The organism is Halobacillus litoralis, from assembly GCF_020524025.1.
GTDB lineage: Bacteria > Bacillota > Bacilli > Bacillales > Halobacillaceae > Halobacillus > Halobacillus litoralis_D.
Window position 1 is genome coordinate 274,881 of record NZ_JAIVKN010000002.1, and the last position, 13,501, is coordinate 288,381.

12 protein-coding genes are annotated in these 13,501 nt (G+C 44.7%); all 12 read right to left on the minus strand.

The features are described from left to right. Window positions 1-142 precede the first annotated feature (142 nt). Window positions 143-1,090 (minus strand): ketopantoate reductase family protein, encoded by a 948-nt coding sequence (locus LC036_RS08090; RefSeq protein ID WP_226580810.1) that lies wholly within the window; start codon window positions 1,088-1,090, stop codon window positions 143-145. Next, a complete protein-coding gene (locus LC036_RS08095) occupies window positions 1,087-2,784 on the minus strand; it encodes a sigma-54 interaction domain-containing protein (RefSeq protein WP_226580813.1) in 1,698 nt (565 codons plus the stop codon). Before LC036_RS08095 ends, LC036_RS08090 begins: the two co-directional genes overlap by 4 nt. A gap of 158 nt (window positions 2,785-2,942) precedes the next feature. Next, a complete protein-coding gene (locus LC036_RS08100) occupies window positions 2,943-4,313 on the minus strand; it encodes a hypothetical protein (RefSeq protein ID WP_226580816.1) in 1,371 nt (456 codons plus the stop codon). 11 nt (window positions 4,314-4,324) lie between these two features. After that, window positions 4,325-5,533, minus strand: a complete 1,209-nt coding sequence (locus tag LC036_RS08105; protein WP_226580819.1) for an acyl-CoA dehydrogenase family protein — start codon at window positions 5,531-5,533, stop codon at window positions 4,325-4,327. A gap of 323 nt (window positions 5,534-5,856) precedes the next feature. Then, complete coding sequence (locus LC036_RS08110) at window positions 5,857-7,080, minus strand: ABC transporter substrate-binding protein (RefSeq protein ID WP_226580823.1); 1,224 nt, start codon at window positions 7,078-7,080, stop codon at window positions 5,857-5,859. A 55-nt stretch (window positions 7,081-7,135) separates the two neighbouring features. Beyond that, window positions 7,136-7,843, minus strand: coding sequence for an ABC transporter ATP-binding protein (locus LC036_RS08115; RefSeq protein ID WP_226580825.1), 708 nt, complete (start codon window positions 7,841-7,843; stop codon window positions 7,136-7,138). Beyond that, entirely contained in the window at window positions 7,836-8,600 is a 765-nt protein-coding gene (locus LC036_RS08120; protein ID WP_226580828.1) for an ABC transporter ATP-binding protein, read from the minus strand. The genes LC036_RS08115 and LC036_RS08120 overlap by 8 nt, the downstream gene beginning before the upstream one ends. A 2-nt stretch (window positions 8,601-8,602) precedes the next feature. Beyond that, window positions 8,603-9,631: a branched-chain amino acid ABC transporter permease gene (locus tag LC036_RS08125; protein ID WP_226580831.1), complete on the minus strand. Its 1,029-nt coding sequence runs from the start codon at window positions 9,629-9,631 to the stop codon at window positions 8,603-8,605. Then, on the minus strand, window positions 9,632-10,495 hold the full coding sequence (locus LC036_RS08130) for a branched-chain amino acid ABC transporter permease (protein WP_226580834.1): 864 nt from the start codon (window positions 10,493-10,495) through the stop codon (window positions 9,632-9,634). Window positions 10,496-10,558: 63 nt separating this feature from the next. Next, window positions 10,559-12,235, minus strand: coding sequence for a long-chain fatty acid--CoA ligase (locus tag LC036_RS08135; RefSeq protein WP_226580837.1), 1,677 nt, complete (start codon window positions 12,233-12,235; stop codon window positions 10,559-10,561). Window positions 12,236-12,306: 71 nt separating this feature from the next. Then, entirely contained in the window at window positions 12,307-13,074 is a 768-nt protein-coding gene (locus LC036_RS08140) for an SDR family NAD(P)-dependent oxidoreductase (RefSeq protein WP_226580840.1), read from the minus strand. A gap of 4 nt (window positions 13,075-13,078) precedes the next feature. Further along, on the minus strand, window positions 13,079-13,480 hold the full coding sequence (locus tag LC036_RS08145; RefSeq protein WP_226580843.1) for an acyl-CoA thioesterase: 402 nt from the start codon (window positions 13,478-13,480) through the stop codon (window positions 13,079-13,081). Window positions 13,481-13,501: the final 21 nt, after the last annotated feature.

Here is a 13,501-nt window from a genome sequence, read left to right on the forward strand (position 1 = left end):
TCCATAAAAAAAGTCTGCATAAGCAGACTGGACGGGCCTTAAAGGTTTATTATTTTTTTATTCAGGGTAAGAGTCGTTTCATCTATACATTTTTAGACACTCTTCTTTGATTCATATTTGAATTAAAGAGAGGATATAACCATTAATGTTGATTCGTTTTTGAATGCAGTGATTCATCTTTGAATCGCAATTTTCGATTCATAAAATTCAGCACGCTGTATATCGATTGGATGGCAGGTGTTTCGATTCCATTCATTTCCCCCTGCCTCTTAAGGTAACCACACATCGCCTCAACTTCCATCGGCTTTCCACGAAGACGATCCTGAAGCATAGAGGTCTGGTGCTGTTTCGCATATTCTGCTCGAGAGAAAATCTGTGCAGCCATTGCTTCAGCGTCACCAGGGATTCCGCTGTGGGAAGCGACGGTTATGACTTCGTCACAAATGTTTTCTGCTGTTCTACGCAGATCCTTGTCTTCCAGTATTTCTCCCACACGTGCACCAGACACAGCAGAAAGAGGATTGAACGTGGCGTTCCACATCAGTTTTTTCCACTTTCTCACCATAATCTGTTCAGATTGCACGCAATCAAGCCCGGCTTCCTGAAAGAGGTCGATAAATGGGGAGGGGTTTGTGACTAGTGATAGTGCTCCGACAACGAGCTTCACTCTTCCCTGCTGACGTATAACCCCCGGGTTTTCGACGGCTGCCTGTACATAGGTGACCGCGGATAACACGCGGTCCTCTCCGAAGGTTTCGCTCAGAAACTCTTCATTTTCCACTCCGTTTTGTAATGTCATGACATAAGCCGTATCCTTTAGTTCAGCCTTTAGCGACTGCGCCATGTCTTTTGTATCGTTAGACTTCACACAAAATAAAAGAAGATCTGATTCTGCCAGCTCTCTATAATCATCTGTAAAATTTCCCTCCACCACATATCCCCTGGACTCTTCCTTTATGAACAGCCCCTCTTTCTTCATAGCAGACAAATGGCTTCCTCTTGCTAAAAACGTGACATCATGTCCCGCTTCCGCCAGTCTTCCTCCAAAGTAACACCCGACAGCTCCAGCTCCTGCCACCCCTACTTTCATTCAGCATCCTCCCCTTTGCAGACCTGTAATTGATATTTTTTCAGCTTTCGGACGATCGTTGGCTGGCTTGATTGGAGGGCCTGTGCAATTTCGTACGTATTTTTATATTTCTCTACAGCCTTTTTTAATACTCTGGCTTCTGCAAGCTCTACAGCTTCTTTTAAAGGAACGATTGAGGACTCGGTGTTTATTGAATCTGTTGTTTCCTGATATTCTTTTGGCAGATTTTCTGTTCCCAACAAATCTTCCGGTGTTGTCACAACAAGGCGTTCAATTAAATTGGAGAGCTCCCTGATGTTTCCCGGCCACTCATAAGAAAAAAAGAAATCATTCAAATTCGAATCCACTCGTTTTCTCATACCGTACCTTTCGTTTGCCTGTTTCAAAAACAAATCTATTAGAGGAAGAATGTCATCCCGACGGTCTTTTAAGGAAGGGATGGAAATAGGAAGAACGTTTAAGCGGTAATACAGATCTTCCCGAAAATCCCCGTTTCGGACCATTTCTTTTAAATCCCGATTGGTCGCGGCGATGATACGGACATCCACTTTTCTTGGTTTTGTCCCGCCGACCCGCTGAATTTCATTTTCCTGCAGCACTCTCAGAAGTTTGACCTGCAGCATGAGTGGCAGCTCACCGACTTCATCTAAGAAAAGCACACCTTTATCCGCCATTTCGAACATCCCCGGCTTTCCTTGACGATTCGCCCCTGTAAAAGCTCCCTGCTCATAACCAAACAGCTCAGACTCAAGGAGGTCCCCTGGAATCGCACCACAGTTGATCTTAATAAAGTCTCCCTCTTTGGAACGCGCACTTTCTTTAAAAATATGCTTAGCCAGAATATCCTTGCCGACACCTGTTTCTCCCAGAATTAAGACGGTTGCATTGACATGAGCGATCCGCTCCGCTGTGTCATAAATCATCTTCATAGGCTCACTGTGAATGACAATTCCATCCAATCGCGACCTGCGATTTTTTAGAAGGTCAAGCTCTCTTTTATACTTGTCATTCAATTGATTCATCCTGCTCAATTTTGTTTGAAGTTCATTCAAGTCGGATAAGTCCCTGATATTCGTAACGACTTTTTCGACTTCTCCGTCTTCATTGAACACAGGTGCTCCTGTAATTAGAGTTTCTTTCCCTTCAAAATTATCCTGAACAAGGGAAACGGTTCGTTTTTGTTTCACAACACGGTGGGTAACCGAACTCTTTAGAATCCCCCGCTTAATCAGGGCATCGACATTCTTTCCTATGTAGTACTCTTTCGGTATACCGGTAATCCGCTCGATCGCTGAATTTGTTTTCCATGTTACTCCTTTATGATCGGTAATATAAATACCGTCATACGCATTTTCTATAATCGCATCGAGTTCCCGGGTCAACTTCTTTAAATCTTCATTTTCCGTTTTTAAAGCCGAAATTTCACTCGTTTCTGTGCCAATAAATAAGTGAGTTTCTTCTTCAGACGAAGAGCTTCGGATAAAAACAAACCGTGTGTCTCCTCTTTCAGCAAGCACAAGCTTGGATTCCGCTGCCACATCCCACCCTGGAAAGATTTCGCTGATATGAGATTCGGAGGTAAGTTCACCTTCTACATTTTTTTTCATCTTTTCGTTGAAAGAAAGGACTTGTCCATTCTTATGAAGTACCATAGCAGGAAGAGGAATTTGATCAACCATTTCGATAAGAACCACCGTTTCACCGCCTCATTAGTATAGGATTGAAGTTCTGCCTGTCGCTTTTTATTAAACCTTTGCTGTACTCCCATTAAGCAGGGGGAGTGGATGGATCAGACCGGGAGCATTCCCTAAACGAAGGGGAAGACAGCCCTGAATGTTGAACAACGGTTGTTTTAAAACATTCCGTATACGGTTAGTACAAGGATTAATACACTCAACACGCTCATAATATAAGTCCCGTTCCAGCGGAAACCAATGGTCAGCCCATTCCGCTGCAGGCAATGACTCACAATAATATTGATGGCGTTTAGCGGACTCAAAACAGCTGTCATAGACCAGGACATAATAAAAATAAGCGCCAGAAATTCAGGTGACATGCCTATATTGATCGTTGACACTTGACTGGCTAATATCGGGATGACGACAATTTGATGAATTCCAATACATGCGAAAAATAAGACAACCGCAAAGATGACAAGGACAAAGAATAGGAGGGACTGCTCAGCATTCCATAACAGGAAGGATTGAATTTGTCCCGAGAATGCTGTATTTCGAATGGCCAGACCGAATAAGCCTGCACTCAAAAACAAGGTAATCTCATGATCCATGTGTGCGATTTTTTTCAGATATTCTTTAAACTCATGCCACAGGTTTTCCCATTGTTTAAGGCTCAACGCCCAGACCAACGGCACAAAAACAGCAATTAAACTGACAAGGGTCAACATGGAAATATGAGTGATAGACTCCAGGACAAGAAGAATACCAATCATACCGAGGAGCATAGAGAAGATTTTCCATACATTCTTTCTATGAACTTTCTCGATACCAGGGTCTTCTTTTGTATCCTCCATCTCCTGCTTCTTTATAATCTTTAACTTTTTTGAGGAGCGCTTGAATAATAGATTTCCTATTCCAAGTTGGATGAGAGCGGCTGTTAATCCAAGTGCGATATACTGGCTGAATTCACCACCGACCTCATATAAAACAATAGCTACAGATGCAAAATAGGGAGACCAAAGCATGGAAGAGGTAAAACCGATTAAATACGATTTCCCAAGAATCACAGGATGGATGTTAAGCTTTCCCACCATTTCGTGAACGATCTTTACAGAGCCCATATTTAAAATCGGACTAATTAAAGCAAGAGAACTGGAAAGACCAAAAAAGGCGAGCCTCGGCTGGTCTTCCCATTTTTTTAAGAAGTATTCAATCGATTGAAAATAGCCTCCTGCTTTTAAAGGAATGGAAAGCAAAGGTACCAATACGATTAAGGCTAAGAGCGGCAGGTTCTGCTGAATGCCCTCAAGACTTGTGACTGCCGGCTGTTCTTTTGTCATGGCATTAATGAGTAATGCCAGACTAAACAAGGTTAACGTTATGAATCTGGCTATTCCTGTGACTGTCCTGACACTGATAAAATAAACAAGCAGACACAACAGAGATAAAAGATAAGACAAAGGCAGCACAGGGAGAAAGAAGTAAACGAGATATATGCCGCACATCGCAAGTATAAATATAGGTTTCCATCGAGTCTTTTTCTTCATAAAAGAACCGCTTATACTTCTTCCTTCACATCTGAGTATGGCCAGGCCGGCAGCATCTGGGACAATGGCTTATCTGAGCGGTAACCGAGCACATAATCGGCCTGCATAATCGTATGAATCTCCCTTGTTCCTTCATAGATGACAGGTGCTTTTGAATTTCGCAGGAACCGTTCTACAGGGTACTCATTGGAATATCCGTAGGCACCGTGAATTTGGACAGCATCATTCGCAGCTTCATTAGCAAAATCACAGGCCTGCCACTTTGCAAGAGAGGTCTCTCTTGTATTCCTCTTTCCTTGATTTTTCAACTCGCCAGCCTTGAACACGAGCAGACGGGACATTTGATAGCCGGCTTCCATATTGGCGATCATTTGTTTGACCAGCTGGTGTCTGCCAATCTCTTTTCCGAACGTTTCTCTCTCATGGCAGTATCTGACACTTTCTTCTAAACAGGCGAGTATTTGACCACAGGCTCCTGCAGCTACCGTGAAGCGTCCATTATCTAGCGCAGCCATGGCAATTTTAAATCCTTCCCCTTCTTTTCCAAGGAGGTTTTCCTCCGGCACTTTCACATCATCAAAAAATAATTCTCCTGTATTACCTGCGCGGATTCCTAATTTACCTTTAATGCCTCTAGAGGAAAAACCAGGCATTGTCCGCTCAACAATGAAGGCCGAAATGCCTTTATGTTTGGTATCCTTATCCGTGTAAGCGAATACAAGAAAATGATCGGCATGGTCGCAAAGCGAGATCCACGTCTTTTGTCCATTTAAAATATAGTGATCGCCATCTTTTACAGCTGTGGTCTTCAGTGAAGCGACGTCTGATCCTGCCCCGGGTTCTGTCAGACCGAAGGCTCCCACCTTTTCCCCTTTAGCTTGAGGAATGAGATACTTTTGTTTTTGTGCTTCATTTCCCCACTGCAGAAGTGTCAGGCTGTTTAATCCTGTATGCACAGAAACAGCCGTTCGAAAAGCCGTATCCCCGCGCTCAAGCTCTTCACATACGATCGCAAGAGTATTGTAATCCATCCCGCTTCCACCATACTGCTCTGGAATACAGACCCCCATAAGATCAAGATCGGCTAAGCGTTTCATTACGGACGGTTCAAAATGTCCCCGTTCATCCCATTCCTGGATGTAAGGGTTAATCTCCTCATCTACAAACTTGCGGACAACTTTTCTGACCATTTCCTGCTCTTGAGATAATTCAAAGTTCATCATCCAGCCCTCCTTGTTTTTTCAGCAGGCAAAACCTGTTCGACCCTGCGTCTGTCTTTTTACCAAGAATTTCACAGTCAAGGCTTTTCCCTTCATCAATAATTCCTCTAAAAAACAAAAGCCAGCCATATCAAAAAAATCTTGATATAACTGGCTTCGATCTACGTCAATGAATCTCACAGCTGATGAGAGTCGATAGATTTACAGTTACTTATTTTGATTTATTCCGGCGTCATTCACGGGTCATGAAAGAGATAATCTTTCTAGATGTGAATGTTCTTCTTCCATTATACAATTGTTCTAATTTTCTGTCTAATTTTTATTTACTCTTCTACATCGATGGTGACGATCTCTCCATTCTCCACCGCCGCAAGACGAAGAGCTGTTGAGAACCCGCCATTTTCTCCGATTTCATCAACGGTATACACTTGTTTTTCCTCTGGGAGAGCATCTAACCCATCCTGCATATGAGCGCGGATAGCCTCAGGATCGTCAACGCTGCCAGCGGCTTTCATAGCTTCCATAAACACATTCATAGCTACATAGTGATAACCAGCTTCAGAACCAGGGTCTTCCCCGTATTTCTCATTGTATTTTTCAATAAAGGCATCAGTTCCCGGATAGTCGGAATACGTAAGAGGCGTGACGCCGATGGATCCATTCAGCTGTTCAAAGGATCCGGTTACGCTCTTCATCTCATCCAGTTTTGCCTGGTCCATAACGATAAACCCGCCTTCAAATCCGAGTTCTCTCGCCTGCTTCGCTACTTTTGCTGTAGGTTCTGAAGGACCACCGATGAACAGGACGTCTGGATTTTCTTTCAGAGCATTGGTTACAAGCGTGAAGAAATCTGTGTCTTTTGAGAAGTCAATGGAAGAATTATAGACAACTTCTCCCCCTTGTTCTTCCCAATAAGGAACAAGTGCTTCTGTCCAGTCTTTCCCGTACTGGGAAGCTGTCGGCAGCGCTGCCATTTTCTTGCCGTGGTTTTCCATGGCGTAGTTGGTAAATGGATCCAGGTACCCGTCATAACTTGGCGGAATACGAACGGTTAATTTGTTGCCGGCTTCTGTTACTGCCGGTTCACTCGTATAGGCACCAATCAGGAAATTCTCCTGCTCATTGAACACCTGCATCGCTTTAATCCCCCCGCTGTGAGGAGAGAAGATAATCGGAGTATCATTTTCCTGCAGCAGTCGTTTCGCATTCGCAGCTGTTTCATTTGGTAAGTATTTGTCATCCAGCGAAACAAGGTTGTACTTATAGGTCTGTCCGTCAATTTCAAATCCGCCGTTGTTGTTAATTTCCTCTACAGCTAAAGTAAGCCCATTTAAGGTACGCTCTCCATAATAAGCCGCCGGACCGCTTAAGGGACCACTATAGCCAATATTGACTACTTCCTCGCCCTCTTCCACTTCAGGAGCTTCTGATTGTGTTTCACTTCCACCTTCACTTGACGTCTGCGTTGAATTGTTATCAATACAACCTGCCATTACAAACAGAGCAGCCATGACCAATAATAATGCCGATAACTTGAGAATTCTCATTGAATATCCTCCCATGGTTTGGTGTTTTTTTAATCCTGTAAAAAGAGACGAGACATCAAGCACCAATATAAGCTTTTCTGACCGTATCATTCGACAGCAGTTCGTCCGCCGTTCCCTTGACGACAATAGACCCGCTTTCGTACACATAGCCCCGGTCCGCAATTTTTAACGCCGCATAGGCATTCTGCTCAGCCAGCAGAACCGTTGTGCCATCTTTATTAATTTTTTGGATTACATCAAACATCTGCTCTACAATCAGAGGCGCAAGACCGATGGACGGCTCATCAAGGAGCACCAGTTTCGGTTTTGACATTATCGCTCTTCCGATGGCGAGCATTTGCTGCTGTCCCCCGCTTAAAGATCCCGCTGGATCGTCCTTTTTATCGTGGAGGATGGGGAAGAGTTCAAACACTTCTTCTAATGATTGATGGACCTGCTTTCTTTTTCTCCTGTGTACATAACCCCCCATAATTAAGTTTTCCTTGACCGTCATCTGAGGAAAGAGCTTCCTGTCTTCTGCACACTGAACAATGCCTGCCTGAACAATTTTATCTGGAACCACCCCGTGGATGGGAGATCCTTCAAAAGCAATGGTACCTTCACTCGGTTTCTGAAGACCGCTGATTGCATTAAACGTCGTGCTTTTCCCTGCTCCATTGGAACCCAGCAGGACGACAAGCTCTCCTTTTCCAACATGAATATCAATGTTTTCAATAGCAGCGAACGCTCCGTATTTTACGGAGACATTGGATAACTCAAGCACTCGCATCCCCTCCTAAATACGCTTCAATGACAGCAGGGTTATTCATAATTTCATCCGATGTTCCTTCAGCGATTTTCTCTCCATAATTTAAAACCATAATTTTGTCAGCAAGCTTCATAATCATTTTCATTTTGTGTTCGATGAGACAGACCGTGATGTTCCTTTGCACCATTTTTTCCATCAGCTCTGCCAATCCCTCTGTTTCTCCAGGGTTAATGCCTGCTGTGGGCTCATCAAGAAAGACAACTTCAGGGTCCGTCGCAAGGGCCAGCGCAAAAGCCACCCGCTTCTTTTCTTCCTGAGTAATGCTTCCGGCCTGCTGATCCATCACGTGGGTGAGTTCCACGAAGTCCAGGACTTCCATGGCTTTCTCTCTGCACTTTCTTTCCTCCCTCTTAAACCGGGGTGTGCGGAGGACGGCATCCCACAAGTTTGACTTCGTGCGCAGGCGGTGTCCGACAATAACGTTATCCAGCACCGTAGATTCTTCAAAAAGGTGGGTCGTCTGAAACGTACGGGCCACTCCGAGTTCTGCCATTTTATTCGGTGATAATTTTGTTACATCTTTCCCTTTGTAGATGACCTGTCCTGAGGTAGGCAGATGTGAACCACTCAGCAGATTAAAAAATGTGGATTTCCCGGCACCGTTTGGCCCGATAATCGCATTAATTTTCCCTTTTTCAATAGTAAAATCCACTTCGTTGACCGCCACGAGTCCACCAAATTTCTTCGTCAGCTGTTTTGTTTCAATGAGCACACTCATCCCTCCTTAATTTTCTTCTCTGATTCATCCGTTTCAGCTTCGAAATACCTCTGTTCTTTTTGAGGGCGGTTCCTTTTCCTTGCAGCCATTTTCATCCGCCAGTCATGGTAGGCACCCACGATTCCCCTCGGATAGAAAATAACCAGTAAAGTCAGCAATGGACCGAAAATGAGCATTCGATAATCTTGTAAAAATTGAAGGGACTGAGAAACAGCTACAATGAGGAAGGTGCCGACAATAGGTCCTGCCAGTGTTCCGATGCCGCCGACGATAAGATAAGTAAGAAGGTCAAAGATGATTGTAATATAGCCGATGTCCGGTCCGATAAAGCGGATAAAAGACGCATATAACGCACCAGCAAGGCTTGCAAAGAAGGTCGAGAGGACAAAAACCAATAGTTTGTTTTTCATAGTGGAGATTCCGATCGTCTGCGCTAAATCTTCGCTGTTGCGAATCGCGATAAATGTACGCCCGGTTAAGGAATGAACGATCCGATACATAATAAGGACAGTGAAAAGCAGGAAAAATAAAACCAGGTAATACTGAGATAGTGGAGTTTCAAAGGTGAGTGGACCGATAGCAGAAGGTGATTCAATGCCGATCAACCCACGGACACCGCCCGTTAAGCTGTCCCATTTATCAATTACCAGATAGATGATGTAACCGACACACAACGTGTAAATGGCAAAAAAGTGCTCCCGCGTTCTTAACGCGACAAGCCCGACAACAGCACCAATGGCACTGGTAATGAGACAGGCAAGCAGAAGAGCAAGCCAGAAGTTGATGTCTGTGTTAACGCTCAGTAATCCTAAAGAATACGCGCCAATGGCGAAAAAACCGGCATGAGCAAGGGAAAGATAGCCTGTATAACCCGCTAATAAGTTTAAGCCGTACACAGCGATCATCCATATAAAAGCAAGAGTAAGGACATGGAGGAAGTAATCGTTTGAAAGAACAAATGGGAAGAGAATTGCTGCGATGATAAATCCAATCACCCAGCCCTTGTTTTTAAGAAGTGAGACCAATTAAAAACCCTCCCTTGAAAACAATCCTTTTGGCTTGATTGATAAGATTACGACAAGCAGCAAAAAGGCAATTATGTCTTTATAATCATTGGAGATATACGTGGCCCCAAGACTTTCTGTAAACCCGAGAATGTATCCGCCTAAAATAGCGCCGGGAACACTCCCCATACCGCCAAGAATGATGATAACGAAGGCTTTTAGAATGACCAGGTGGCCCATACCAGGAAATACAAGATTGATCGGTGCAGACAAGGAAGCCGCAATCGCTGCCAGCCCGCCTGAAATCATAAAGGTTAACATCGCTACCCGGTTTGTATTAATTCCAACAAGCTGAGCACCTTCCCGGTTCTGCGCCATTGCGATAATGGTTGAGCCCGTGTAGGTCTTCTTTAAGAACAAATACAACAGAATCATAACGGCAATTGCACCAATGTTAATAAGAACCCGCTGGGTGGTGGCTGTCATTCCAAAGATATCAATGACTTGTCCATACGGAGTTTCCATCGTACGATAGTCAGCGCCCCAGATGAGCTGTGCGAAAGCCTCTAAAAATAACAGCATACCAATGGCCGCAATCTTATCATGAATAGGCGGCGCATGCCTCAGCGGATGAAAAACGAGTCTGTCCATAAGTACACCGAGAAGCCCGACAACTAAAACAGAAACAGCCATCGCAATCCAATAGTGTATGCCCCATAAAAGCATCATCGTAAGCGTCACATAAGCCCCCAGCATATACAAAGCCCCATGGGCAAAGTTAGGGATATGCAGGATGCCGTACACCAGCGTCAGTCCGAGCGCAACTAAACTATAGACACTCCCAATCGTTAAACCATTGAAAAGCTGCTGCGTTAAAATATCCATTGAACTTCCCCTTTAACCTCAATTTTGAAGCTGTGCCTTGGAAGTGATCCAAGGCACAGGTATTCATGACTTCTGGTCAACGTCTACTTTTTTTCGTTCTTCCTCCTGAAGCTTTCTCCAGAGGATTTTTCCGCTGTTTGTCATAGGGAATTCTTTAATAAACTCGATCATCCGCGGGTATTTATAAGCGGCCATCTGTTCTTTCGACCATTCCATGATTTCCTCTTCGGTCACCTTACCCTCGTAATTGTCATTCAGGATGACAAAAGCTTTAATGTTCTCGCCTTTTCTCGGATCTGGAACACCGACGACACAGGCCTGCTGGACTGCAGGGTGGTCATATAAAGCCGATTCTACTTCTGTCGGCCATACGTTGTACCCGGATGCATTGATCATTCGTTTTAGACGATCGACGATGAAGAAATACCCTTCCTCATCGTAGCGGCCGATATCACCGGTCCGGAAAAAGGATTTCCCGTCAATGTCAAGAAACGAACTCTCATTTTCGTCCTCCCGGTTGTAGTAGCCGACCATTACCTGAGGGCCGTTTACGACAATTTCACCGATCTCATCGGTCCCGACTTCCTCCAAGGTTCCAGGGTCAATGATTCTTGCATCTACATCAAAGGAAGGGATACCAAGACACTGCATTTTTGGACGATCAGGCGGATTGAAGTGTGTTTGAGCAATGGTCTCCGACAGTCCATACCCCTCGACAAACTCAAGACCCGTTAACTTATACAGTTTTTCGCCCAGTGCTTTCGGAAACGCTGCTCCCCCTCCAGAGATAGCAGTAAGAGAGCTTAAATCCTCGGCTTTCACCTCTGGATTTGCCAAAAAGTCAACGAGCATCGTACTGATCGTCACCCAGTGGGTACACTGCTGGTCACGAATCAACTGACGGGCGGTTTCACGATTCCACCTTGTCATAATCACCATTTTATTTCCGCTGAACAGAGGCATATGCATGCTGTGGACCATACCTGTTACATGAAAGAAAGGCAGGGTGGCAAGAGACCTTGAGTCCATCGTTGCCCTGGACCAGTAAAAGGATCCTAAAATGTTTGCCTGAACGGTTCGATTGGTATGCATACATCCTTTTGGCATTCCTGTCGTTCCAGAAGTATAAGGAAGCACAGCCAAATCATCAGCATGTACATCTACGTCCGTCGGCTGGGCTTTAAGTGCCAGAGCTTCTGCCCATAAGTGAACCCCGTCATCTTCGTATATATTCCTGACAGCAGCAACTTCTGCAGGCAGCTGATCTTCATCTTTTCCTTTGTAATCGGAATAAGCCGCTACGACTAAGTTTTCTAATGTCGTCGACTCTACAAGAGGCTGGACAACATCCATCAGCTCCTGTCCGATGATTCCCAGACGAATAGCTCCGTCTTTCACGTAAAACTCCAGTTCGTTGGTTTTTAACATTGGATTAATGGGAACAACAACAGCACCGGCTCTTAAGATGGCATAATATCCAATGACAAACTGCGGGGAATTCTGCATCAGCAGGAGAACTTTATCCCCTTTTTTCACATCCAGGTACAATTGCAGGTAGCCGGCAAGGGCGTCCACCTGTTCCAACAATTCACGGTACGTCATACGTGCTCCGTAGTAGTAAATCGCTTCATGGTCAGGATAGCGGGTGGCAGATACTCTTAAATTGTCATAAATCGAGGTCTCTGGTACCGTTAAGGACTTTGTCAACTTCGGCCAAAACTCATAATGCTTGGTTAGCAAAGAACCACTCCTTTTCATATTTGCTTTCAATTATTTGTAAGCGTTATCATTTTGTGGTTTAACAAACATGCTTACTTAATCATCCAGCCGCCGTCCACCAGTAAGTCGGACCCTGTCATATAGGAGGCTTCTTTAGAAGCTGCAAAACAGATGACGTTGGCCACTTCTTCCGGCTTACCCACACGACCTAATGCCGTATGTTCCTGAATCGCCTGTTCAAAGCGTTTATTCTGTAAACCTTCTGCGGTCAAAGGTGTTTCTGCAAACCCTGGGGAGACAGAATTCACCCGGATACCTGATTTAGAAAATTCCAAAGCTAATGCTTTCGTGAAATTAATGACCGCCGCTTTTGACGAGCTGTAATGAGGAATCTGCGCCCCTGCTTTATGTCCGGAAAGGGAGGCAACATTCACGATTGCACGGTTTTCTTCTCTTCCCTCATCCATCATCAGGCGGCTGAGTGACTTGGAAACAAGAAAAACGCTTTTTAAATTGGTATCCTGTATGCGGTCCCACTCACTTGCTTCCATATCAAGAACGGAAGATTTACCTGACGTACCAGCATTGTTAATGAGTACATGCAGACCGCCGTATTCTTCGCTTAAGTAGCGCGCGAGCTTGTCCACCTGATCTTCCTGGGTGACATCCGCCTGGAAAACGACAGCTGCAGGCTCTGAAAGTCCTTCATTAATCTGATCGGCAACTTTTTTCAGCTTGCTCTCCGTTCTTCCAACGAGAACCACTTTTGCTCCTTCGCCTGCCAGTTTTTTTGCGGTCTGCTCTCCAATTCCGCTCCCCGCTCCAGTTACGACAGCGATGGCATGATCAAATCTCTTCATATTTTCAACCCCTTCTGACCTTCTCCACATCTAAATAAACTTCTAATAGTTCACGGAGTTCTCCGTCAATGGCTGCACTCTGCTGCTTCTCATAATCAAATTGAACAAGGACAGCAGAAGCCTTTGCCACCTCTTCTTTCGTATCCTCAACAAGGATGCTGTGAGAAAAGTTGAAACTGCTGGTGCCTACTTTCGAGATCCAGGAGCGAATGATTAATGACTGACCATAGTACGCCTGACTGACGAAATCACACGTAGTTGAAGCCAATATAAAGCGGCTCCCTGTGTTTAGATGGGGAGGAAATACTTCTTGGAAGAACTTCCCCCGCGCTTCTTCTAAATAGATAAAATAGCTCGTATTGTTTACATGTCCCGCCATATCCGTCTCACAAAACCTGACTCTCACAGTGCTCTCATGCATCAAGTC

Bases quoted from the DNA above. Each gene is read 5' to 3' on its own strand.
- LC036_RS08090 (WP_226580810.1), bottom strand. From the start codon at position 1,090: ATGAAAGTAGGGGTGGCAGGAGCTGGAGCTGTCGGGTGTTACTTTGGA.
- LC036_RS08100 (WP_226580816.1), bottom strand. From the start codon at position 4,313: ATGAAGAAAAAGACTCGATGGAAACCTATATTTATACTTGCGATGTGC.
- LC036_RS08105 (WP_226580819.1), bottom strand. From the start codon at position 5,533: ATGAACTTTGAATTATCTCAAGAGCAGGAAATGGTCAGAAAAGTTGTC.
- LC036_RS08110 (WP_226580823.1), bottom strand. From the start codon at position 7,080: ATGAGAATTCTCAAGTTATCGGCATTATTATTGGTCATGGCTGCTCTG.
- LC036_RS08130 (WP_226580834.1), bottom strand. From the start codon at position 10,495: ATGGATATTTTAACGCAGCAGCTTTTCAATGGTTTAACGATTGGGAGT.
- LC036_RS08140 (WP_226580840.1), bottom strand. From the start codon at position 13,074: ATGAAGAGATTTGATCATGCCATCGCTGTCGTAACTGGAGCGGGGAGC.